Annotated in this window: 21 protein-coding genes; 9 read left to right on the forward strand and 12 right to left on the reverse strand. The window is 63.0% G+C overall.

Features of this window, described 5'->3' with window-relative positions:
* Positions 1-120: 120 nt before the first annotated feature.
* Together AC0L2M_RS17345 and AC0L2M_RS17350 are read right to left on the reverse strand one after the other, a co-directional pair.
* A complete protein-coding gene (locus tag AC0L2M_RS17345; RefSeq protein ID WP_473535456.1) occupies positions 121-1,308 on the reverse strand; it encodes a Gfo/Idh/MocA family protein in 1,188 nt (395 codons plus the stop codon).
* Positions 1,309-1,464: 156 nt separating this feature from the next.
* Complete coding sequence (locus AC0L2M_RS17350) at positions 1,465-2,520, reverse strand: sugar phosphate isomerase/epimerase family protein (protein ID WP_287066992.1); 1,056 nt, start codon at positions 2,518-2,520, stop codon at positions 1,465-1,467.
* Positions 2,521-2,914: 394 nt separating this feature from the next.
* Here AC0L2M_RS17350 and AC0L2M_RS17355 point away from each other — a divergent pair, with 394 nt between their 5' ends.
* From AC0L2M_RS17355 to AC0L2M_RS17375, 5 genes are all read left to right on the forward strand, one after another.
* A complete protein-coding gene (locus AC0L2M_RS17355) occupies positions 2,915-3,802 on the forward strand; it encodes a sugar phosphate isomerase/epimerase family protein (RefSeq protein WP_236393036.1) in 888 nt (295 codons plus the stop codon).
* A gap of 63 nt (positions 3,803-3,865) precedes the next feature.
* Positions 3,866-5,035 carry a mandelate racemase/muconate lactonizing enzyme family protein gene (locus tag AC0L2M_RS17360; protein WP_287172921.1) on the forward strand — a complete coding sequence of 390 codons (1,170 nt, stop codon included), beginning with the start codon at positions 3,866-3,868 and terminating at the stop codon, positions 5,033-5,035.
* Positions 5,036-5,037: 2 nt separating this feature from the next.
* The gene (locus tag AC0L2M_RS17365) at positions 5,038-5,754 is read left to right on the forward strand and encodes a FadR/GntR family transcriptional regulator (RefSeq protein WP_027153131.1); all 717 of its coding nucleotides are present in this window, start codon (positions 5,038-5,040) and stop codon (positions 5,752-5,754) included.
* 1 nt (position 5,755) lies between these two features.
* Positions 5,756-6,736, forward strand: a complete 981-nt coding sequence (locus AC0L2M_RS17370) for a hydroxyacid dehydrogenase (protein WP_473535457.1) — start codon at positions 5,756-5,758, stop codon at positions 6,734-6,736.
* A 43-nt stretch (positions 6,737-6,779) separates the two neighbouring features.
* Positions 6,780-7,169 (forward strand): hypothetical protein, encoded by a 390-nt coding sequence (locus AC0L2M_RS17375; protein ID WP_287172927.1) that lies wholly within the window; start codon positions 6,780-6,782, stop codon positions 7,167-7,169.
* Positions 7,170-7,180: 11 nt separating this feature from the next.
* Here AC0L2M_RS17375 and AC0L2M_RS17380 read toward each other — a convergent pair whose 3' ends face one another.
* Together AC0L2M_RS17380 and AC0L2M_RS17385 are read right to left on the reverse strand one after the other, a co-directional pair.
* Positions 7,181-8,476 (reverse strand): amidase, encoded by a 1,296-nt coding sequence (locus AC0L2M_RS17380; RefSeq protein ID WP_473535458.1) that lies wholly within the window; start codon positions 8,474-8,476, stop codon positions 7,181-7,183.
* Positions 8,477-8,532: 56 nt separating this feature from the next.
* Positions 8,533-9,441 carry an SDR family oxidoreductase gene (locus AC0L2M_RS17385; RefSeq protein ID WP_473535459.1) on the reverse strand — a complete coding sequence of 303 codons (909 nt, stop codon included), beginning with the start codon at positions 9,439-9,441 and terminating at the stop codon, positions 8,533-8,535.
* A 104-nt stretch (positions 9,442-9,545) separates the two neighbouring features.
* Between AC0L2M_RS17385 and AC0L2M_RS17390 the strand changes: the two genes are divergently transcribed.
* Positions 9,546-10,118 carry a TetR/AcrR family transcriptional regulator gene (locus AC0L2M_RS17390; RefSeq protein WP_473535460.1) on the forward strand — a complete coding sequence of 191 codons (573 nt, stop codon included), beginning with the start codon at positions 9,546-9,548 and terminating at the stop codon, positions 10,116-10,118.
* Between the two features lie 56 nt (positions 10,119-10,174).
* Here the strand turns inward: AC0L2M_RS17390 and AC0L2M_RS17395 are convergent, their stop codons facing one another.
* Positions 10,175-11,386 carry an MFS transporter gene (locus AC0L2M_RS17395; RefSeq protein ID WP_473535461.1) on the reverse strand — a complete coding sequence of 404 codons (1,212 nt, stop codon included), beginning with the start codon at positions 11,384-11,386 and terminating at the stop codon, positions 10,175-10,177.
* A 92-nt stretch (positions 11,387-11,478) separates the two neighbouring features.
* Here AC0L2M_RS17395 and AC0L2M_RS17400 point away from each other — a divergent pair, with 92 nt between their 5' ends.
* Complete coding sequence (locus AC0L2M_RS17400; protein WP_473535462.1) at positions 11,479-12,450, forward strand: AraC family transcriptional regulator; 972 nt, start codon at positions 11,479-11,481, stop codon at positions 12,448-12,450.
* 70 nt (positions 12,451-12,520) lie between these two features.
* Here the strand turns inward: AC0L2M_RS17400 and AC0L2M_RS17405 are convergent, their stop codons facing one another.
* The 7 genes from AC0L2M_RS17405 to AC0L2M_RS17435 form a co-directional block, all read right to left on the reverse strand.
* Complete coding sequence (locus tag AC0L2M_RS17405; protein ID WP_236376048.1) at positions 12,521-13,606, reverse strand: ABC transporter ATP-binding protein; 1,086 nt, start codon at positions 13,604-13,606, stop codon at positions 12,521-12,523.
* Positions 13,606-14,715 carry an ABC transporter ATP-binding protein gene (locus AC0L2M_RS17410; protein ID WP_128184826.1) on the reverse strand — a complete coding sequence of 370 codons (1,110 nt, stop codon included), beginning with the start codon at positions 14,713-14,715 and terminating at the stop codon, positions 13,606-13,608. Before AC0L2M_RS17410 ends, AC0L2M_RS17405 begins: the two co-directional genes overlap by 1 nt.
* Positions 14,712-14,921, reverse strand: coding sequence for a hypothetical protein (locus AC0L2M_RS17415; protein WP_027153141.1), 210 nt, complete (start codon positions 14,919-14,921; stop codon positions 14,712-14,714). The genes AC0L2M_RS17410 and AC0L2M_RS17415 overlap by 4 nt, the downstream gene beginning before the upstream one ends.
* Complete coding sequence (locus AC0L2M_RS17420) at positions 14,918-15,877, reverse strand: carbohydrate ABC transporter permease (protein ID WP_027153142.1); 960 nt, start codon at positions 15,875-15,877, stop codon at positions 14,918-14,920. The genes AC0L2M_RS17415 and AC0L2M_RS17420 overlap by 4 nt, the downstream gene beginning before the upstream one ends.
* 1 nt (position 15,878) lies before the next feature.
* Positions 15,879-16,784, reverse strand: coding sequence for a carbohydrate ABC transporter permease (locus tag AC0L2M_RS17425; RefSeq protein ID WP_027153143.1), 906 nt, complete (start codon positions 16,782-16,784; stop codon positions 15,879-15,881).
* Between the two features lie 72 nt (positions 16,785-16,856).
* Positions 16,857-18,173 carry an extracellular solute-binding protein gene (locus AC0L2M_RS17430; RefSeq protein ID WP_091595650.1) on the reverse strand — a complete coding sequence of 439 codons (1,317 nt, stop codon included), beginning with the start codon at positions 18,171-18,173 and terminating at the stop codon, positions 16,857-16,859.
* Between the two features lie 358 nt (positions 18,174-18,531).
* Positions 18,532-19,215 carry a TetR/AcrR family transcriptional regulator gene (locus tag AC0L2M_RS17435; protein ID WP_128248234.1) on the reverse strand — a complete coding sequence of 228 codons (684 nt, stop codon included), beginning with the start codon at positions 19,213-19,215 and terminating at the stop codon, positions 18,532-18,534.
* Between the two features lie 116 nt (positions 19,216-19,331).
* On the opposite strand from AC0L2M_RS17435, the gene AC0L2M_RS17440 reads away from it, so the two are divergent.
* Positions 19,332-20,528 (forward strand): Tm-1-like ATP-binding domain-containing protein, encoded by a 1,197-nt coding sequence (locus AC0L2M_RS17440; RefSeq protein ID WP_473535463.1) that lies wholly within the window; start codon positions 19,332-19,334, stop codon positions 20,526-20,528.
* A gap of 11 nt (positions 20,529-20,539) precedes the next feature.
* Positions 20,540-21,466: a phosphoenolpyruvate hydrolase family protein gene (locus AC0L2M_RS17445; protein ID WP_473535464.1), complete on the forward strand. Its 927-nt coding sequence runs from the start codon at positions 20,540-20,542 to the stop codon at positions 21,464-21,466.
* Positions 21,467-21,470: the final 4 nt, after the last annotated feature.

The following is a 21,470-nucleotide window of genomic DNA, read 5'->3' on the forward strand; positions in this document are numbered from 1 at the left end:
CCGGGTGGGTTTTTTCGGCAGCCGGCCGGGCGGGGGGCCCCTCCCCCCTGGGGGTGTGGTCGTTTTCCCCCTATTGCCCCTTCATTTTGGTTTGGAATTCGGGGTGTGGGGGCGCAGCGATCAAAGCTTCGTCCAGGCCCCGTTCTTCTTCGACGACTTCACGCAGGCTTCAATGAAGGCCATGCCTTCGACACCGTCGTGGATGGTCGGGAAAATAACCTCCTTAGCCGGCTTGCCACCCTTCCGGCGCGCCGCGCGGATGGCGCGGGCCGCCTCCTGGTAGATGTTGGCGAAGCCTTCGAGATAGCCTTCCGGATGGCCTGACGGAACGCGGCTGACACGCCCGGCGACGGGCAGCGCGCCGGCGCCATTTCGGGTGATCAACTGCTTCGGCTGGCCGAACGGCGTGTACCAGAGGTAGTTCGGATCGGCCTGCACCCATTCAAGCCCGCCTTTCGAGCCGTAGATGCGCAGCTTCAGCCCGTTCTCGTGGCCGGGCGCCACCTGGCTCGCCCACAACATGCCCTTGGCTGGGTGCGACTTGCCGACCGGCTTGAAGCGCAGCATCACATTGACATTGTCGTCGAGTTGCCGCCCCGGCACGAAGGCGTCGAGATCGGCGGAAAGCGCATCGAGCTCAAGCCCGCAGACGAAGCGTGCCAGATTGTAGGCATGCGTGCCGATGTCGCCCAGCGCGCCGCCGGCGCCGGCCTGTTTGGGATCCGAGCGCCACGCTGCCTGCTTCTGGCCGGTGGCGGCAAGGTCCTCGGTCAGCCAGTCCTGCGGATATTCCGACTGCACGATGCGAATGTCGCCGAGCTGCCCCTTGGCCACCATCTCGCGCGCCTGCCGCACCATCGGATAGGCGGTGTAGTTGTGGGTGAGGACAAAGACCTTGCCGGTCTTTTCGACCAATGCCGCCAGCTTCTTCGCTTCCGCCAACGTCGTCGCCAGCGGCTTGTCGCAAATGACGTGGATGCCGGCTTCGAGAAACGCCTTCGCCGCCGGCACATGCACATTGTTGGGCGTGACGATGGCCACCGCCTCGATGCCGTCCGGCCGCTTGGCCTCGGCCTTGGCCATCTCGGCGAACGAGCCGTAGCTGCGCGCCGGATCGAGCCCAAGCTCCTCGGCCGACGCCTTGGCGCGCGCCGGGTCGGATGACAGGGCACCGGCGACCAGCACGAACTCATTGTCCATGCGCGCCGCGATCCGGTGCACGGCGCCGATGAAGGCGCCTTGCCCGCCGCCGACCATGCCGTAGCGGATCGGGCCGCCTCCCGTTTCCGACTTCGATGCGCCGACCATGATTTTTCTCCCTCGTCTGAAATACCCCTCCCCCTTGAGGGGAGGGTGGCCCGAAGGGCCGGGAGGGGTCGGTTCATGCCGAGCGCTACGCCCAGCGACCCCACCCCGATCCGCTGCGAGGATCGACCCTCCCCTCAAGGGGGAGGGAAAGCGGTGCTAGATTCCCATCATGGCGCGCAGCACCTTTTTATCGGTCGCGCTGCCGGCGAAGTCGTCGAATGCCTTTTCCGTCACCCTGATGATGTGATGCTGGATGAAGGGCGCGCCTTCGGCCGCGCCATCCTCGGGGTGCTTCAGGCAGCACTCCCATTCCAGAACCGCCCACGAATCGTAGTCGTATTGGGCGAGCTTGGAAAAGATGCCGCCGAAATCCACTTGGCCGTCGCCGAGTGAGCGGAAACGCCCGGCCCGGTTCGTCCAGCTCTGATAACCGGAATAGACGCCTTGCCGGCCGGTCGGATTGAACTCGGCATCCTTGGCGTGGAAGGCCTTGATCCGCTCGTGATAAATGTCGATGAATTCGAGATAGTCGAGTTGCTGCAGCAGGAAATGCGACGGGTCGTAATTGATATTGCAGCGCTTGTGGCCGCCGACCGCGTCAAGGAACATCTCGAATGTCGCACCGTCGAAGACGTCCTCGCCCGGATGGATCTCGTAGCCAACATCGACGCCATTGTCCTCATAGACGTCGAGGATCGGTTTCCAGCGCTTTCCCAGTTCGGAAAACGCTTCCTCGATCAATCCCGCCGGCCGTTGCGGCCACGGATAAAGGTAGGGAAAAGCCAACGCTCCACAAAACGACACCGACGCCTTGAGCCCGAGGTTCTTGGAAGCCTTGGCGCCGAACTTCATCTGTTCGACCGCCCATTGCTGCCTGGCCTTCGGATTGTTGTGCACCGCAGGCGGTGCGAAGCCGTCGAACTGCGCGTCATAGGCCGGATGCACCGCCACCAACTGCCCCTGCAAATGCGTCGACAGCTCGGTGATCTCGACGCCGGCATCGCTGCAGATGCCCTTCACCTCGTCGCAATAGGCCTGGGAAGACGCCGCTTTCTCGAGGTCGAACAGCCGGCTGTCCCAGGTCGGGATCTGCACGCCCTTGTAGCCCAGCCCGGCCGCCCATCTGGTGATCGACGGCAGCGAATTGAACGGTGCGGCATCGCCCGCGAACTGCGCCAGAAACAGCCCAGGACCTTTCATTGTCGACGGCATCGGCATCCTCCCTCATTATCCACGACCAAGCATAGCGCCGATTGAAAGCAGGGCCAGCCTCTTTGGTCTTTTCTCGACAGGCGCTAGTGCGCGCCGTCATTCTGGTATTACCAAATATGCTGATTTGGTCAAGCGCCGCCGCGCGCAACCGGCGCTCCGCAAATTGCCGGTCAGCGGGCAAATATGCCAGTTTAATCAAAGAAATAATCATGGGCCGAGGCTGCCTTGCAGGATTTCTTGCCGTCCAGATGAAATTGCTGTAGACCTCTTTTCACGCCCAATTGGTCGAACCAGTTACGACGAATGCTGGAGCGCCTTGGGGAGGAACCATGCAACGCAATCTGGGGTGCGTCGCAGGCGAATTGTTACAGGCGAATTCTGGGAAGGACAGACCATGCATCTTTCAACGCACAACTGGATGCGGGCGGAACCGCTGGAAACGACGCTCAAGCGCATCAAGAAATTCGGCTATGAATCGATCGAGATTTCCGGCGAGCCCGCGCAATACAAGACCAACGAGACGCGCGCGCTCTTGAAGGAGCACGGCATCCGCTGCTGGGGGGCGGTGACGCTGATGCTGGGCGAGCGCAATCTGGCCGCCAGGGACCAGGGCCAACGCGAGCGCTCGGTGCAGTATGTCAAAGAGGTGCTGACGATGGTCAGCGAACTCGATGGCGAGATCATCACGCTCGTTCCCGCCACCGTCGGCAAGGTGGTGCCGGACGGCACCGAGGAAGAAGAATGGAAATGGGTCGTCGACGCCACCAGGGAATGCTTTACCCATGCCAGGAAAGTGGGCGTCAAGATCGCGGTCGAGCCGCTCAACCGCTTCGAGACCTACCTGTTCAACCGCGGCGCCCAGGCGCTGGCTCTGGCCGATGCGGTCAGCCCTGAATGCGGTGTCTGCCTCGACGCCTATCACCTCCATATGGAGGAGTTCAACGTCTACGATGCCATCCGGCAGGTCGGAAACCGCCTGTTCGATTTCCACGTCGCCGACAACAACCGCTTCGCCGCCGGTCTCGGACAGATCGACTGGCCGAAGATCGTCGACACCCTGAAAGAGGCCGGTTACGACGGCGCGTTGACCAACGAGTTCGTCGCCCCTGTCGACCGCACGCCGGCTGCTCCCTATCCCGACATGGTCGATCGCAACCCGGTCGACATCTCGCCGGAGCAGCTTAAATTCATCCAGGACCACGGTTCCAGCGTGCTCACGGAAAAATTCTACACCGACCAGATGCGCATCACCGCCGAAACGCTGCTGCCGCTGATCAAGTAATCGATCTCTGGAAACGAGCCTTTCCGACGGCGGCCCCTAACGGCGGCAAGGCAGAGGAAGAACATGCGCATCAAGACGGTCCAAGCCTGGTGGGTCCGCATACCGATCGAAGCCGCGCGGCAGCACCGCAGCGACTTCGGTCAGGTGACGACGTTCGACGCCGCAATCCTGCGTATCGAGACCGCCGATGGGCTGGTCGGCTGGGGCGAAGGCAAGAATGCCGCCGGCAGCACCGGCAGCTATGGCGCCCTCGTCCACATGCTGAACCACGAGGTCGGCCCGCAGCTGATCGGCTGCGATCCGGCCGACATCGGGGTGATCTGGGAGATGCTCTACAATGGCGTGCGCCACGACAGCGCCGCGCAAAACGGCCACGCCATGCCGCAATTGGCGCGGCGCGGCATCAGCATCGCCGCGATCAGCGCCGTCGATATCGCATTGTGGGATATTCTGGGCAAGTCGCTGGGGCTTCCGGTCTGGCGGCTGCTCGGCGGCCGCAAGCTTGACCGCATGCCGGCCTATGCTTCCGGCGGCTGGGCCTCCACCGAGGCAATCGGCGAGCAGTTGAAATCCTATATCGCCAAGGGCGGCTTCAAGGCGCTGAAGATGCGGATCGGCGCGATGGACGGCGCTCCGCACAATTCCGCCGCCCGCGTCCGCGCCGCAAGGCAGGCGCTCGGCCCCGAAGTCGACCTGATGGTCGATGCGCACGGCACCTATACGGTGGCGGAAGCCAAACGCTTCATCCATCTCGCCGGCGATCTCGATCTGGCCTGGTTCGAGGAGCCGGTCATCGCTGACGACAAACCCGGCATGGCCGAAGTGCGGGCGTCCGGTTCCATCCCGATCGCCACCGGCGAAAGCGAAGCGACGCGCTACGCCTTCCGCGACCTCGCCACGCTCAAGGCTGCCGACATCTTCCAGCCGGACCCTGCCTTCTGCGGCGGCATCAGCGAGGCGATGAAGATCGGCACCATCGCCAGCGCCTTCAATCTGCGCTTCGCGCCGCATCTGTGGGCCGGCGCGCCTTGCTTCTTTGCCGGGCTGCATGTCTGCGCTGCTTCGCCGGCTAGCTTTACCGTCGAATATTCGCTCGGCGCCAATCCGATGATCCACGATCTGATCGAGGAGACTGTCGAAGCAAAGGACGGTATGATAGCGATCCCCGAGAAGCCTGGACTGGGATTCACCCTTTCGGAACGGTTCCTGGAGGCGCACGCGCTACGCGGCTGATCATGAAAGAAAAGAACCTTCTCGCGGAACTCGCCGCCTATTTGTTCTCCCACTCCGACAAGGCAACCGGCCGAACGCCGTCGGAGCGTGAACTGGCGGAGCATTTCGCCGTCAGCCGCGGCCAGATCCGCGAGGCGCTGGCCATCCTCGAAGCCATGCGCATCGTCGAGCGCCGAGCCAAGTCCGGCATCTACATCGACACCAAGCAGGCCAGCGTCGAAGCGATGGCGCTTTTTGCCAAGGCCGGCCTGCCGCTCGATCCGATCCAGATCTACGAGACCGTCGAGTTGCGCAAGATCCACGAGATTAAGGCTGCCGAGCTTGCCTGCTCGCGCGCCACCGAGGAAAATTTCGAGCGGCTGCGCGAAATCCTGAAAGCTTCGGAAGACCGCATTGCGGCGGGCGAGGGCCTCGCCAAGGAGGACCGCGAATTTCACCTTGAGATTGTGCGGGCAACCAAGAACAGCGTTTTTCACAACATATGCAGCCTCTATTACTTGATGGGCGAGCAACGCCTGCCGATCTACTTCAACGATCCCGAACGCAGCATGCGCTCGCATGCCGAGCACATCCAGATCTACGAGGCGCTGCTGCGCCGCGACGGCAACCTCGCCCAGGCGCTGATGAGCGCCCATCTGCAAGGCGCGGAAAGCTATTGGAAAGGCCTGATCGAGGGCGGCGGGGCAGAACCTCACAGCCCAGCGCTCGAACCGGTCTGACATGCCTAAGATCTTGACGACACACACGCTGCACCCGCGCGCCTCCGCCATGTTGACCGGCGCCGGCGAACTCGTCGTCGCCTCAGCCCTTGATGCCGACACGCTGGCGACTGAGGCGAGGGACGCCAATATCATCATCGTTCGCGCGCCGCTGCCAGCAGCGCTTTTCGAAGGGGCGACGAAGCTCCGGGCGGCAATCCGCCACGGCGCCGGGCTCGACATGGTTCCCATGGAAGCCGCCACGGCGGCTGGCGTGCTGGTGGCAAACGTGCCGGCGGTCAATGCGCGCTCGGTCGCCGAATACGTGATGTTCGCGGCGCTGGCACTGCTGCGGCGCTTCCGCATGGTCGACCGCGACTTGCGGGCGAAGGGCTGGCTGGCCGGCCGCGACCACACCATTCTCGCCAGCGAACTCGCCGGCAAGACGATCGGCATTGTCGGCTTCGGCGCCATCGGACAGGCAGTCGGCCATATCGCGGCGCATGGTTTCGAGCTGAACGTGGTGGCGACGACGCGCAGCATGAGGCCGGCGCCGGACAGGGTGGGGTTCCTGTCGATCGATGCGCTGGTCGAGCAGAGCGACATCATCGTTCTGTGCTGCCCGCTGACAGCGGAGACGCGCGGCCTGATCAACCGCGAGCGCATCGGTCGAATGAAGCCGCACGCGCTGCTGATCAATATTTCGCGCGGGCCGGTGATCGACGACGAGGCGCTGATCGAAGCCCTGCAGAAGGACCGTATCGGCGGCGCCGCGCTCGATGTCTTTGCGATGCAGCCGCTGCCGCCCAATCACCCCTATTTCGGCTTCGACAATGTCATTGTCACGCCCCATATGGCCGGCATCACCGAGCAGTCGATGATGCGCATGGGCGTCGGCTCGGCTGATGAAACCTTGCTGGTGCTGGCCAACAAATTGCCGGTCAACCTGCGCAATCCCGAAGTCGTCGAGCATTACCGGCGGCGGTTCCCGGCCGACGCGTAACGCTACCGCCGTTTCGCCCAATTTCTGCACGACGCTGCACCCCATGCTCGTTTGTCGCCGCACCCCGCTGCTCGTTGCGATCGTTTCGATCTGCGTCCTGCCCTCGGTCGCTGCAGCCGAGAGCAGCAGTTATGTCTATTGCGACAACGGCCTGCGGTGCGTGATGGCGCCCTGTCCGTCGAACAGCGCGCTCGATCTTGCCACGGGCAAGATCATCAAGGGCGTGTCGATCGACATCGAGGAACTGCCGCCGCAGGACAAGGCACCCGATCTTTCGGACAAGCTCTACGCCGGCAAGGTCGTCGTTGTTGGCTCCATCGAGAACCGAACCCAGACCCTCAACGGCAAGCAATACACTCTGCCATGGCTGGTCGCGACCGGTATCGAACGCGCGTCCAGGGACAGCGAACGGGGCCACTGTTCGTCGCATTAACGTTCACATCTTCAACGGCCAAGCAGTGCCTCGACTTCCGCCGCGATGCGCAGCAGACGGTGGTCGTCGCCGTGGCGCGCCACCAGCATCAGCCCGGCCGGGCGCGCCATTCCCGGCATCGGCAGCGAGATCGCGCAGAGGTCGAACTGGTTGGCGATCTGCGTGTTGCGCAGCAGAAGGCCTTCCGTACGCTCACACAGCGCTTCGTCGCTGGTCATCGACACGATGGTCGGCGCGGTGACCGGCGTGGTCGGCAGGGCCAGCACATCGACAGACGCCAGCCGCTCGTCCATGGCGGCGACAAGCGCCGTGCGGCGGCGGATTGCCCTTATATAGGCCGTGGCCGGAACCGCGGCAGCGCGCGACAACGGCTCGCTCACCCGCGGATCGACCGGCGTCGCCGCGCCTGTTGCCAGCCAATCTGCATGGACCTCGGCCCCCTCCATTGCCGCGATCGAGGCCCGCCTGGTTACCGCGCGCAAATCGGCAAGGAGGTCGTCGATCGGCAGATCGGCGAGGCGTGCACCGGCGCGTTCCAGCTTGCGAACACATCGGTCGAACACCGCCGAGACCTCTTCTTCCGTATCTTCGAACAGCACGCCGCGCGGAATGCCGATGCGCAGCCCCGCAAACGAAAGCGGAACCAGAGCCACAGCCTGCTCGCCCGCCATCACCGCATCGGCTGCCGCACATTCGGCGACGGTGCGCGCAAGCGGGCCGATAGAGTCGAGCGTGTCGGACAGCGGGAAGACGCCATCGCGCGGTACCCGCCGCGCCGTCGGCTTGAAGCCGACGACACCGTTCAGCGCCGCCGGAATACGCACTGAGCCGCCGGTGTCGGAACCGATCGATATTGCGCTCGTGGCTTCGGCAACGGAAACACCGGCGCCGGAGGATGAGCCACCCGCGATCCGGCCGGCGTCGGTCGCATTGCCGGGCGTGCCGTAATGCGGGTTGACGCCGATTGCGGTGAAGGCGAATTCGGTCATGTTGGTCTTGCCGAAGATCACCGCGCCCGCTTGCCGCAGCCGCCGCACGATGACGGCATCCCGCAGCGCCGGCGCTGCGGTGCTGAGCAACAACGAACCGGCCGTGGTCGGCTCGCCGGCGACATCGAACAGGTCCTTGATCGACAGAATTGTTCCGTCGAGCGGCCCGATCGTCACGCCGGCTCTGCGCCTGGCATCGGCGGCGTCGGCTGCTGCTCGTGCGGCTTCCGGATAGAGTTTTACGAATACGCTTTCATTGTCGGCGCGGACGGCGAGACGCGAAAGGACGGCTTCGAGGCGGTCGCGGGCTGATTGCATGGCACAGTCTACTTTTTTATTGTCGCCCGAACAGCCCAGCACACTGACGTCAACGGCTAGCGATAGCCAGTCACATCCGCTGGTTTGCCGGCGTCCTGAACCTCGGGAACGTAGCGCCACGCGTCAGGCCGCGAGCCGTCGAGATCGGTAAAGCCGTAGACCTGCGCCAGCCCGCCACTCGACAGCGACTGTCCGTTCCAGCGCGAACGATCCGGGTCCGCCGCAAGCGCCGCCACTGCGCGCCCGATAAAGCGCGGGGTCTCGGAAATGACGAAATGCGGCACTTTTGCTGTCGCATCACGCCAGTTGTCCTCGGTCACCCCGAAAGCTTCCAACATCATTTCCGAACGCAGCCAGCCGGGTGTCAGCGAAATCGAGGTGGCGCCGTGCGGGGCGAGGTCCTTGGCATGGGCCCAGGCCATACGGGTCACCGACACTTTGGCGAGGTCATAGAACGGTGAGAGCCGATAATGCTCGGCATTATACTCCGCGGTGCCGTCGGTGACTTCGACCAGCAGGCCGCCCGGGCGCTCGATCAGAAGCGGCAGCGCGTAATGCGCGGTGATCAGATGCGTGTCGATGCCCAGCCGCAACATGCGCAAACCATTCGTGAGTTCATGCTCCCAGACCGGCTTGTTCCATTCGAACAGTTTCTCGCCGCCCCAAATGTCGTTGACCAGCACATCGAGGCGGCCCTGCTCGGCACGTATCCGGTCGACCAGCTTGCGCACGTCTTCGGCAACCAGATGGTCGACTTGCACAGCGATGCCATGGCCGCCTTGCGCTGAAACAAGCTCTGCCGTTTCCTCGATGGTTTCCGGGCGGGCGTATTCGGACTGATGCGCGCGTGTCGTCCGCCCGGTGACGTAGACCGTCGCGCCCGCGGCACCCAGTTCGACAGCAATACCTCTCCCCGCACCGCGCGTGGCGCCAGCGACCAAAGCGACCTTTCCCTCAAGCGTCATTGAACTCCCCAGACTCTGACCAACCAATGCTCTGACCAACCAATGCTGGCCTTCTTCAATGTTAAGATATATAAATGATCATTCGGTTATAAATGGATGTCAAGATGCCTCGGCAAAAAACGCAATCCGACGAGGACGTGCTGGAAGCGGCGCACCGGCTGATCCACAGGCATGGCCCGGAGGCACTCACATTTGAACGGCTGTCCCAAACTTGCGGGCTCTCCGGATCGACCCTGGTGCAGCGTTTCAAGAACAAGGCCAAGCTCAGGCAAAGAACCTTGCTGCAGGCATGGGACAGGCTGGACGCGAAGACGACAAAACTCGCAGACGCGACGCCGAGGACCCCTGTTGGCGCGATCGAATTGTTGGTGGCGCTATCGCGTGACTATGGCGACATCGAATCCTATGCAGAGGGCCTGCTCGTCCTGCGCGAAGATCTGCGCGATCCGGTGCTTCGCGCGCGGGGGGCGTCGTGGAAGGCATCCCTGTGCAACATCCTCGACTCTTGCTTTGCCTCTGTCGTCGACACGCCGTTGGACATCGGCCTGCTGATGGCATCGCACTGGCAAGGCTCGCTGCTTTGGTGGAGCTTCGACCCGAAGGCCGAAGTTGCATCCTACGTCGAAGACAGTCTGGGCCGTTTTGTCAACGCAATCGTCACGGCCCGAAAACCATAACCGATATTCGGGCCAGTTCTTGGAGGCGTCCTAGGTGGGACGCACCTACGGATGACTTAGGTTGCGCTCCTCGGGCCGAGCAGGAACGCCGCCAAGGCCGCCAGCAAAGTCGCGATCCCGCAATAGGCGAAAGCGCTGGCAACGCCGGCATTGTCGACCAGCAGGCCGCCGAAAACGGCGCCCAGTGCGATGGCCACCTGGAATGTGGCGACCATCAGCCCGCCAGCGCTTTCTGCCTGGTCGGGAGCGGCTCGCACCAGCCAAGTCTGCAGCCCGACCGGCACCGCGCCAAAGGCAAAACCCCAGGCGGCCACCGCGATCGCCGCCACCGCGGGCGAGGCGCCGACGGTCAGCAGCAGAAGTGCTGCGACTGCAATCAGCAGCGGCGCCAGGCCCACTGCAGTCTTGAGGCTGCGTTCGGCCATGAAGCCGCCGGCAAAATTGCCGAAGAAGCCACCGATGCCGTAGGCGAGCAGCACAAGCGAGATCGTCTCGATGTCCAGCGCAGGCACCTTCTCGAGAAACGGGCGGACATAGGTGAAGCCGGCAAAATGCCCCGAGGCGACCAGCAGGACCACCAGAAGCGCAACCCTGATCATCGGCCGCTTTATTACCTCCAGCAAGGTCCGAAAGCTTGCCACGCCCGCCGGCGGCAGCTTCGGAAGGGTGGCGATCTGCACGAGCAGCGCCAGGGCGCCGACAACAGCTGCGATCATGAAGGCCGTTCGCCATCCCCAGATGTCGCCGACATAGGCACCGACCGGGGCCGCACAGACGGTCGCCACCGAAACGCCGGTGAGGATGATCGACATGGCGCGCGGCATCAGCCGCATCGGGACAAGCCGCATCGCCATGGCCGCCGACATCGACCAGAAGCCGCCGAGGCTGATCCCGAGCATGATGCGGGCGATCAGAAGGACGGGAAGCGAGGACGCAAACGCCGCCAACAGGTTCGACAGGATCAGCAGCACGGTCAGTCCCCACATGACGAGCCTGCGGTCCAGCCGTTTGGTGACGATGGCCATGGTCGGAGCGACTATCGCGCCGACAACGGCGGTTGCCGTCACCGCTTGGCCGGCGGTGCCTTCGGTCACGCCGAGATCCTGCGCCAGCGGCGTCAGCAGGCTGGCAGGCAGGAATTCCGCGGTCACCAGCCCAAACACACCGAGCGCGAGGGATACGACCGCCCCCCACGCCGGCTCGGCTCGTTCATCGGTTTCCGCCGGATCGAGAACGGCGTCGATGACGCCTGTGGCGGGTTCGGTCATGATGGGATCTCCGATCTGGTTGCAGCGCAACATTTGGCTGCAGTGCAACATAGGGAGTGACCGCCTGGAGTTTCCATGCTAGAAACACCATCATGCTTGACCATTCGTCCAAAGTTCCGGTCACCGGCGATCCGCTGACAGACATATTGCGCGGGTTACGGCTCGACGGCGTCGAATATGGCCGCTGTGAGATGCAGGAGCCTTGGGGCCTCCAGTTTCCGGCCCAGACGGCGGCGCGGTTTCATTTCATCGGCCGCAAGGGATGCTGGTTGCTGCAGCCGTCCGGCGAATGGGTCGAGCTCAAGGCGGGCGACGCGGTGCTGCTGCCGCGCGGCGCCGCACACGTCCTGGCGAGCGAGCCGGGCACCGAGACTTCGCCGATCCAGGGCTATAAGGTCGCGGAACTCTGCAAGAACGTCTACTGCCTGTCCAATGAAGGTTGCCGGCCGGGGACGCTGCTGTTTTTTGGCAGCATGTACTTCAATCTCGACGGTTTGCACCCATTGCTCGGCATGATGCCGGACGTCATGCGCGCGCACGAGTTGGAAGCCTATGAATTTGGTATCCCGCATCTGCTGGAGGCGATGGCGCGCGAAGTGACGATGGAGCGCGTCGGCTCCGGCGGCATTCTGGCACGGCTTGCCGATGTGCTGGCCGCCACCGTCATCCGCTCATGGGTCGAGCGCGGCTGCGGCGACTCGTCCGGCTGGATCGCCGCGGTGAGGGATCGCGAGATCGGGCGCGTGCTGGCCGCGATCCATCTCGAACCGGACCGCGACTGGACGGTGGAGACGCTGGCCAGGATGATGGGCGCCTCTCGGTCGGGCTTCGCCGAGCGCTTCGCGACGATCGTCGGCGAAACGCCGGCCAAATATGTCACCCAGGTGAGAATGCACCAGGCACGGCAATGGCTGGTCCGCGACCGGTTGAAGATTTCCGTCGTCGCCGCACGCCTGGGCTATGAATCCGACGCGTCGTTCAGTCGGGCGTTCAAGCGCGTCATCGGATCGGCTCCCAGCCATTTTCGCGCCGAGGAACAGGCCGAGACCCGCCAAGCCGGCTAAACCTGGCCACAGGCTTCAAGCCGCCTAGCAATTTGCCGCCCAACAGACGCGCATTTTTGCGCGACGCGGCTTAGCCTGCGTGACGAAGGCTTATCCCGGTACCCTTGTCGAACAGCACCACCTTGTCCGGGTCCCAGGCAAAGCGCACCGGCTGCTCGATCTCGACATCGGTTCTGGCCGGCACCGTGGCCCGCAGCATGGCGTCGCCGACCCGCAGCGTCAGGATCTTTTCGACGCCATGGTTCTCGACATCGTGGACGCGCGCTTCCACCGGTGCCCCGCTCTCGAGATAGAGATCCTCGGGACGAATACCGAAGACGAGCGGGCGACCGTCGGTCTCGCCGCTCGTCCTGGCCCCCCCCGCAAAAGGCAGTTCGAAATTCAGCGGTGCCATCACCGCGCGGCCGTTGACGAGCTTGCCGTCGATGAGGTTCATCGGCGGCGAGCCGACGAAGCTCGCCACATAGGTGTCGCGCGGATTGTTGTAGATCTCATAGGGCGTGCCGGTCTGGACGATGCGGCCATGGTTGAGCACGCCAACCTTGTCGCCCATCGACATCGCCTCGATTTGATCGTGCGTGACGAACAGGAAGGTCTGGCCAAGGTTCATTTGGATGTTCTTCAGCTCGGTGCGCAGTGCCTCGCGCAACTTGGCATCGAGCGCCGACAGCGGCTCATCCATCAGGAATACGCGCGGCTTCCTGACGATGGCGCGACCAATCGAGACGCGCTGCATCTCGCCGCCAGAGAGGCGATCCGTCTTGCGGTCGAGCAGATGCTCGATCCGCAAGGTCTTGGCAACGCGGTCGACGCGCGTCTTGATCTCGTCGGGCTCGATGCGGCGGATTTTCGGCTTCAGCGGGAATTCGAGGTTTTCGCGCACCGTGTAGCGCGGATAAAGCGAATATTGCTGCAGCACCAGCGCCACATCCCGCTCGGCGGCACCCCAATTGGCGACATCGACGCCGTCGATGAAGACCTGACCTTCGGTCGGCTTCTCCAGGCCGGCGACCATGCGCAGCGTCGTCGTCTTGCCGGCGCCGGTCTCGCCGAGCAGCACGAAGAACTCGCCGTCGGCAATGTCGAGATTGAGCCCGGCCAATGCGGTGTGATTGCCGAATGTCTTCGAGATGTTCTTGAGCTGGATATGGGCCATCAGAGTCTCACCCCCAGCGAATTGCCGCTTGTCGTGTCGAAGAAGTGCGCCTGCGCCGGGTCGAGCCTGGCGAAGACCTGGACCCCCGGCTTGCCGACGAAACCGGAACGGGTCCGGGCGCGCAACATCTGTGCCCCGACCTTGAGGTCGACGATGTCGTAGGAGCCAAGCGGTTCGATGATGTGCGCCTCGACCGGCAGATAACCGTCCGCCGGCTCGCGCGAGACCATCACGCCTTCGGGGCGGATGCCGAGCGCAAGGCGGTCCTGCCCGACGTTCGCGGCGTCAAGCTGGCCGACCAGTTCGGCCGGGAAAACGAACCCTTCCGCGGCCCCATCGACGGTGACCCTGGCGCCGGAGCCGTTCATCGTCACCGCCGCATTGGCAACGTTCATCACCGGCGAGCCAACGAATTGCGCGACGAACAGATTGGCCGGGTGCTTATACACTTCCGATGGGCTGCCCACCTGCTGCAGAACGCCCTCATGCATAATGACGATGCGGTCGGCAAGGCTCATCGCCTCGATCTGGTCGTGGGTGACGTAGATGGTGGTCGAGCCCTGCTTGATGTGCAGCCGCTTGATCTCCGCGCGCATCTCCTCGCGCAGCTTGGCGTCGAGCGCGCCGATCGGCTCGTCCATCAGCATCGCCTTCGGCCGCCGCACCAGCGCCCGGCCGATTGCTACGCGCTGCATGTCGCCACCCGACAGCGCCGACGGCTTCTTGCCGAGCAGATCGTTGATCTGCAGCACTTTGGCGACCGAGCGCACCTCGCCGTCGATCTCCGCCTTGCTCTTGCGCATGGCCCGCAACGGAAAAGCGATGTTCTCGTAGACGCTCATATGCGGATAGAGCGAGAACGACTGGAAAACCATGGCGATGTCGCGGTCGGCAGCCTTGAGATGCTGGACCGGCTTGCCGTCGATGAGGACATCGCCGCCGTCGATCGTCTCCAGCCCGGCGATTGCGCGAAGCGTCGTCGTCTTGCCGCAGCCCGACTGGCCGAGCAGCACGATGAACTCGTTGTCGTCGATCTTGAGATTGAGGTCTTTGATGACCTGGACGGCGCCAAAGAATTTCTGGACGCCACGAAGCTCGATCTGGGTCATGCGTGACCTTCTTTTTCCGGTGCGCCGGTCGCCTTCGGCTCCTGCCTTGGACCGACCCAGCCCGTGATCATGAACGTCAGCAGCCCGACAATGATGATCGTCAGCCCGTAGCGGTGCAGAAAGAGGTTCCACGGCTGGCAGAGCGCGATGATGCCGAGCACCATCACGATCTCGGCTGTGCGCTGGATTGTAGCATGGCGGATCATTTGCGGATCGCTCCGAAGGACATGCCGCGCAGGAGGTGGTTGCGCAACAGGAAGGTGAAGATGGCGACCGGCAGCAGGAACAGGAAGGTGCCGGCGGCGATGACCGTCCAGTCGGGCAGGCCGGAACCGACCTGGCTTGGAATGAACGGCGGCGCCGTCTGGGCGCGGCGGTTGGTCATGATCAGCGCGAAGGCATATTCGTTCCACGCGGTGATGAAGCAGAACACGGCGGTGGCGGCGATGCCGGTGGCCGCTTCCGGCAGCACGATCTTGAAGAAGGCCTCCATGCGCGTATAGCCGTCGACGAGCGCCGCCTCCTCATACTCCTTCGGAATTTCGTCCATGAACCCCTTCATCAGCCATACGGAGAAGCTGAGGTTAAAGGCGGTGTAGAGGATGATCAGGCCCCAATGCGTGTCGTTGAGGCCGACGACCCGGTACATCAGGAACATCGGGATCGCCACTACCACCGGCGGCAGCATGCGCGTCGACAGGATGAAGAAGAGCAGGTCCTGTTCCCCCTTTATCTTGAAGCGCGAGAACCCGTAAGCCGTGAAGGTGCCCATGCCGACGGCGAGGATCGTCGAGGTGATGGCGACGATCAGCGAATTCATGAAGCGGCTCGGATAGCCGGACCACTGCACCTCGCCCCTGCCCGAGCGCACCACCTTCTCGCCGCCGTCAAACACCAGCCGCTCCCACCACGGGGCGGCGGCATATTGTTCCGGCGTCGGCGCTGTGCGCAGTTGCGAGCGCTTGGTGAACAGCTTGACGAAGGGCGATATCTCCGGCTGGAAGACCACCGTCGGCGGGATGGTGGTGGCGAGGTTGCGCGGCTTGAACGCCGTCGAGGCTATCCAGTAGATCGGCGCCAGGAAGATGATCGTGACGATCAGCACGCCGACGATGGCGAGCTTGTTGAGCGAACGCTCGGCAGAGGTGGTGACAGCGGCCATGTTAGCGCTCCTTCACCTTGTTCAGGTATTTGACGTAGATGTTGGTGATCGCCAGGATCATGATCAGCACGATGTAGGCGAGCGCGCAGGAGCGCCCGGTCTGCCATTCCTGGAACGCCATCTTGTAGAGCCGGATCGAGATCACCTCGGTGGTCGGCTGGCTGGTCAGGATGTAGGCGAGATCGAATGTCTTGAACGCCTCCATGGTGCGAAAGATGATCGCGATCATCAGGATCGGCGCGACCAGGGGCAGCGTAATGCGAAAGAAGGTATAGAACGACCCGGCGCGGTCGATCGCGGCCGCCTCGTAGAGGTGCTTCGGCACTGCAGACAGGCCGGCAAGCGACAGCAGCATGACGAAGGGCGACCACATCCAGATGTCGGTGATGGCAACCGCGTAGAGCGCCATGTCGGGGTTGGACAGCCACTCGAAGGAGCCGAGGCCAAGCGTATAGTTGATGATGCCAAAGGACGGATCGTAGAGCAGTTTCCAGAACAGGCCGACGACAGCCATCGACAGCATCATTGGCAACAGCAGCAGTGTCGTCAGCAGGCCCTTCAACGGGATATCGCGATTGAGCAGCAACGCCACGCCGAAGCCGACGATGACTTGGCCGACCACGGAGACGATGACATATTTGGCGGTGATGGCGAAATTCGACCAAATGAACGGGTCGTTGAGCAGCTCGCGGTAATTCTGCAGTCCGACGAAATTGGCCGCCGCGGGGCTCGACGCGCGAAAGTCGGTGAACGAATAGCCAAGCGAATAGAGCAGTGGAAAGATGTTGAAGACGATCAGGAAAACGATCGTCGGAATGATGAAGAGATTGCGGATCGTAAGGTCGCTCATGCCGCGGGCGGCGGAGCGCGAGTTGGGATCCAGCGTGGTCATAACTGCAGTGGCCAAGGCCCGTTCCTTCCTTGTCCGGAAAAGAAAACGGAAGGGGCGGCTCCCGCCCCCTCCGAGCGTTAGTGCCGTTTACTTCACGCGGTTGTATTTCTTGAACGTCGCGTTCCAATCCGCGGCGAGCGCATCGAGCACTTCCTTGGCCGTGCCCTGATTGCCGGTGATGTAGGGATAGACGCGTTGGTTCATCTGGATGAGCAGCTCGGCATATTCCGGCGTCGCCCAGAAGTCCTTCACCTTGAACATGGTTTCGTAGAAGGCCTTGTTGTATGGCGTGGCGTTCTGGAATTCAGGCGACTCGAGCACTTTGGCACTTGCCGTGTAACCGCCGAGTTCCGCCCATTTCTTCTGCGTCTCGTCCTTGATGAACCATTCCAGGAACTTCATCGCCTCTTCCTGATTCTGCGAATAGGAGACGACGGAGATGCCCTGGCCGCCGAGCGCGGCGAACTGATCGCCGTTCGGTCCAGGAGGGTTGGCGAAGAAGCCGGTGGCCTTGGCATTCGGGTTGGAGGCTTCGTTGATGAGCGCCGGGAAGAAAGCGAAGTAGTTCATGCTCATCGCCGCCAGGTTCTCGGTGATCGCCTGGTTGTCCTCGATGAAGAAGCTCTTGGCCCAACCAGGAGGGGTGAAGGAATAGAGCTCCTTGTAGGCCTCGAGCGCCTTGACGTTCTGCTCGGAGTTGATGATCCCGTCGACCTTGTAAGTGGCATAGTCGCCAAGCTCGCCGCCGAAGGAGAAGATGGCGTTCTCGACGCCCATCACCAGAGCGTCGTAGGAGTTATCGGTATAGATGGCGACGCCGTAGCGCTTCTCGTCGGGACGGTGGAAGAATTCGGCGATGTCGCGTAGCTGCTTCCAGTCCTTCGGCACGCCGAGATCGTAGCCGTACTTGGCTTTGAAGGCCTCCATCTCCTTCGGATCTTCGAACCAGTCCTTGCGATAGGACCAGCCGACCGCGTCGCCCTCGGCCGGAATCGACCAGTATTTGCCGGAGTTGGATGGATATTCGGCGTAGTATTTCACCGTCGCCGGCGCCATCACTTCCTTCAGATTGTGCTTGTTGAAGAAGTCAGTGAGGTCGACATAGTGACCGGCCTCGGAGGCGGCGCCGATCCACTGCGAATCGCCGACGACCATGTCGTAGGCGCTGCCCTTGGCGTTGAATTCGGTGAACGCCTTGGTCTGGAAATCCCCCCACGGCGTCGTCTCGACCGTGACCTTCACGCCGCTCTCGGCCTCGTAAAGGTTGACCAGTTCCTGCAAATAGTTCGCCGGATCCCATTCAGCCCAGAATATGGTGAGTTCCTTATCCTGCGCGTAGACGGACGTTCCGCAGGCGAGCACTAAGCCGATACCAGCAAGCATGCTGGTCATTGTCTTGCGCATGATGATTTCCTCCCTTGTGCGCATTCTACCGTATCATCCGAGCCGGCGGCGAGGCCGGCCCTGGTAGTTCCTTCCGTGATGGCGCCGTTCCGGTTTTCGAGCCTCCTCGCCCAACCGGAAATGGATCGCAGCCTCACTTTTGACCCGCTATATTGTCCTGATCTGGTATTACCAATTTCGGACGCACGTCAAGCTCTTTCTTGGACGATGGCAGGGCCTCAGACAAGCAGATTCCAGCAACATCTGTCTGTTTTTCTTAAATTTTCCTACTCGTTGATACGCAAGGCCCTTGTTCGCGCTACGAAACACCGACTATTGTCAGTAGGAGGCATCCCCATCTGGTCGAACCAGATCGATACTATTCCGCAGCTGTCGCCGGCGCACGTCTGTTTCCTCCAGCCATCGATTCCGTCACTGCAGCCCGCACCAGGGCGCCGGCTGCCCATTGCGCTACCGACATCATCTTGCGGCTGTCCAGCCCCCATATATCCTTCAGCACGATCAGCACTTCGACGCCGAATATCAGCGACAGGGCCTGTGCCAGGCGGTTGAATTCGCGAGGCGGCAGCCGGTGCTTGAGCGGTGCGATCGCGTCCTTGAGCAGATCGATGCGATGGCCGCGCGTGAAGGCCGGCTCGCCGTCGAGTGTGCCGGCCTGCCGCCGCGCCCACTGGTCGAGCGACAGCTTCAGCGCCGCCTTGAACGTCGCCTCGAAGGCTTCGATGCGTGGCATGGCCGTGTCGAACAGTTCGACGACGCGGCGCTCGGGATCGGCCGAGGTCGATTTCCAGGTGAGGATCGGCCCCAGCCCTTCGTCGACCACCGCCTGCACCAGCGCCGCCTGGCTTGGAAAGTACCGATACGCGGTGGCGCGGGAGACTTCCGCCGCTTCGGCGACCTCGCTGACCGAGGGCGTGGCGCCCGCCTGCATCAGCCTTGTCGCCGTCTCCAGCATCAACCGCCTTGTGCGGGCGCGCGGCCCGCGCGCCGCTCCAGAACCGGCATCGTCGGGCACTGCCGCTGGTTGACGTGAGACATTCATGTCAATATGATACGCACGTCTCAAAAAATTGCAATGGCCTTTCGCGCTGCCGAACGGCCGGGGCAAAAGAGCGGCCGGCAGCAACGCCGAGTGCGCCTCGAACCTGGGGAAACGCAATGAAGCGCGTCTATGTGGTGGGCACCGCCGACACCAAGGGTGAGGAACTCGCCTTTCTTGCCGATGCGGTCGCAGCCACCGGTGCTGCTGTCGCCCGCATCGACGTCGGAACGCGCAACGCGACCGTGCCGGTCGATGTCTCGGCCGAAGAGGTCGCCGGCCACCATCCCGTTGGCAGCAGCGCCGTGCTGGGCAGCGACGACCGCGGCACCGCGGTGGCGGCAATGGCCATCGCCTTCACCCGGTTTGTCCAATCGCGCACCGATATATCCGGCATGATCGGTATCGGCGGTGGTGGCGGCACTTCGATCATCACATCAGGCATGCGCGCGCTGCCGCTCGGCCTGCCCAAGATCATGGTCTCGACGCTCGCCTCGGGCGACACCGCGCCCTATGTCGATGTCTCCGACATCGTCATGATGCCGTCGGTGACCGACATGGCCGGCTTGAACCGGCTGTCTCGCGTGGTGCTGCACAACGCTGCCCAGGCAATAGCAGCCATGTCTGCAAAACCGGCGCCGCCGCCCGACGGCAAACCATCGATCGGGCTCACCATGTTCGGCGTGACCACGCCATGCGTGACTTCGATCGCCGAGCAGCTTCGTTCGAGCTATGACTGCATGGTCTTCCACGCCACCGGCACCGGCGGCCGCACCATGGAGAAGCTGGCCGACAGCGGCTTGTTGTTCGGCGTCATCGACATCACGACGACAGAGGTCTGCGACCTCCTGTTTGGCGGCGTTCTGCCGGCAACCGAAGACCGTTTCGGCGCGATCGCCCGCACGAAGTCGCCCTATGTCGGCTCGGTCGGCGCGCTCGATATGGTGAATTTCTGGGCGCCGCCGACCATTCCGGAACGCTATAGCGGACGGCTGTTTTACGAGCACAATCCGAACGTGACGCTAATGCGTACGACGCCTGACGAAAGCCGCAGGATCGGCGAATGGATCGGTGCAAGACTAAGCCTTTGCGAGGGACCGGTCCGGTTCCTCATTCCCGAAAAGGGCGTTTCGGCGCTCGACATCGAAGGCGGCGCCTTCTTCGACCCCGAGGCCGATGCAGCACTCTTCGAGGCCATCGAGCGCACGATCCTGCCGGATAACACGCGTCGCGTGATCCGCTTGCCGCTGCACATCAACGATCCCGAATTCGCCAAGGCTGCGGTTGCGGCTTTTCTCGACATCGCCAGACAGTGAGAGACGAAGCCATGCCCGCCATACCGCGCAAGAAGATCCTGGAAAAGTTCCGCAAGATGATTGCCGGCGGCGTGCCGATCGTCGGCGGCGGCGCCGGCACCGGGCTGTCGGCCAAGGCCGAGGAGGCCGGCGGCATCGACCTGATCATCATCTACAATTCCGGCCGCTACCGCATGGCCGGCCGCGGCTCGGCTGCCGGCCTGCTCGCCTATGGCAACGCCAACGAGATCGTCAAGGAAATGGCCTACGAGGTGCTGCCGGTGGTGAAGAAGACACCGGTGCTGGCCGGCGTCAACGGCACCGATCCTTTCGTCATCATGCCGCTGCTGCTGGCCGAGCTGAAGAAGATGGGTTTTTCCGGCGTGCAGAACTTTCCGACCATCGGCCTGTTCGACGGCCAGATGCGGCAGAGTTTCGAGGAAACCGGCATGGGCTTCGGGCTCGAGGTCGACATGATCGCCGCGGCTCACGAGCTCGATCTCCTGACCACGCCCTATGTGTTCAACCCCGACGAGGCGCGCACCATGACCAAGGCCGGCGCCGACATCGTCGTCGCTCATATGGGGGTGACCACCGGCGGCTCGATCGGTGCGACGTCGGCCAAATCGCTCGACGCCTGCGTGACCGAGATCGACGCCATCGCTGAAGCGGCGCGTGCCGTGCGCAAGGATGTCGTCCTGCTTTGCCATGGCGGGCCGATCTCGATGCCGGACGATGCCCGCTACATCCTCGAACGCTGCAAGGGCCTGCACGGCTTTTACGGGGCAAGCTCGATGGAACGGCTGCCGGCGGAGGCGGCGATCGCCAGGCAGACTGCCGATTTCAAGGCGGTCACGCTGGAGCATCGGAGCCAAAAGTGGGAACCGGTTTTGGGAAAATCCGATGCGCAAACAAAAAAAAGCGGCGCCAAGACGACCGCGAAGAAAAAGAAGGGATGAGACG

This window comes from Mesorhizobium sp. WSM4806 (genome assembly GCF_055811635.1).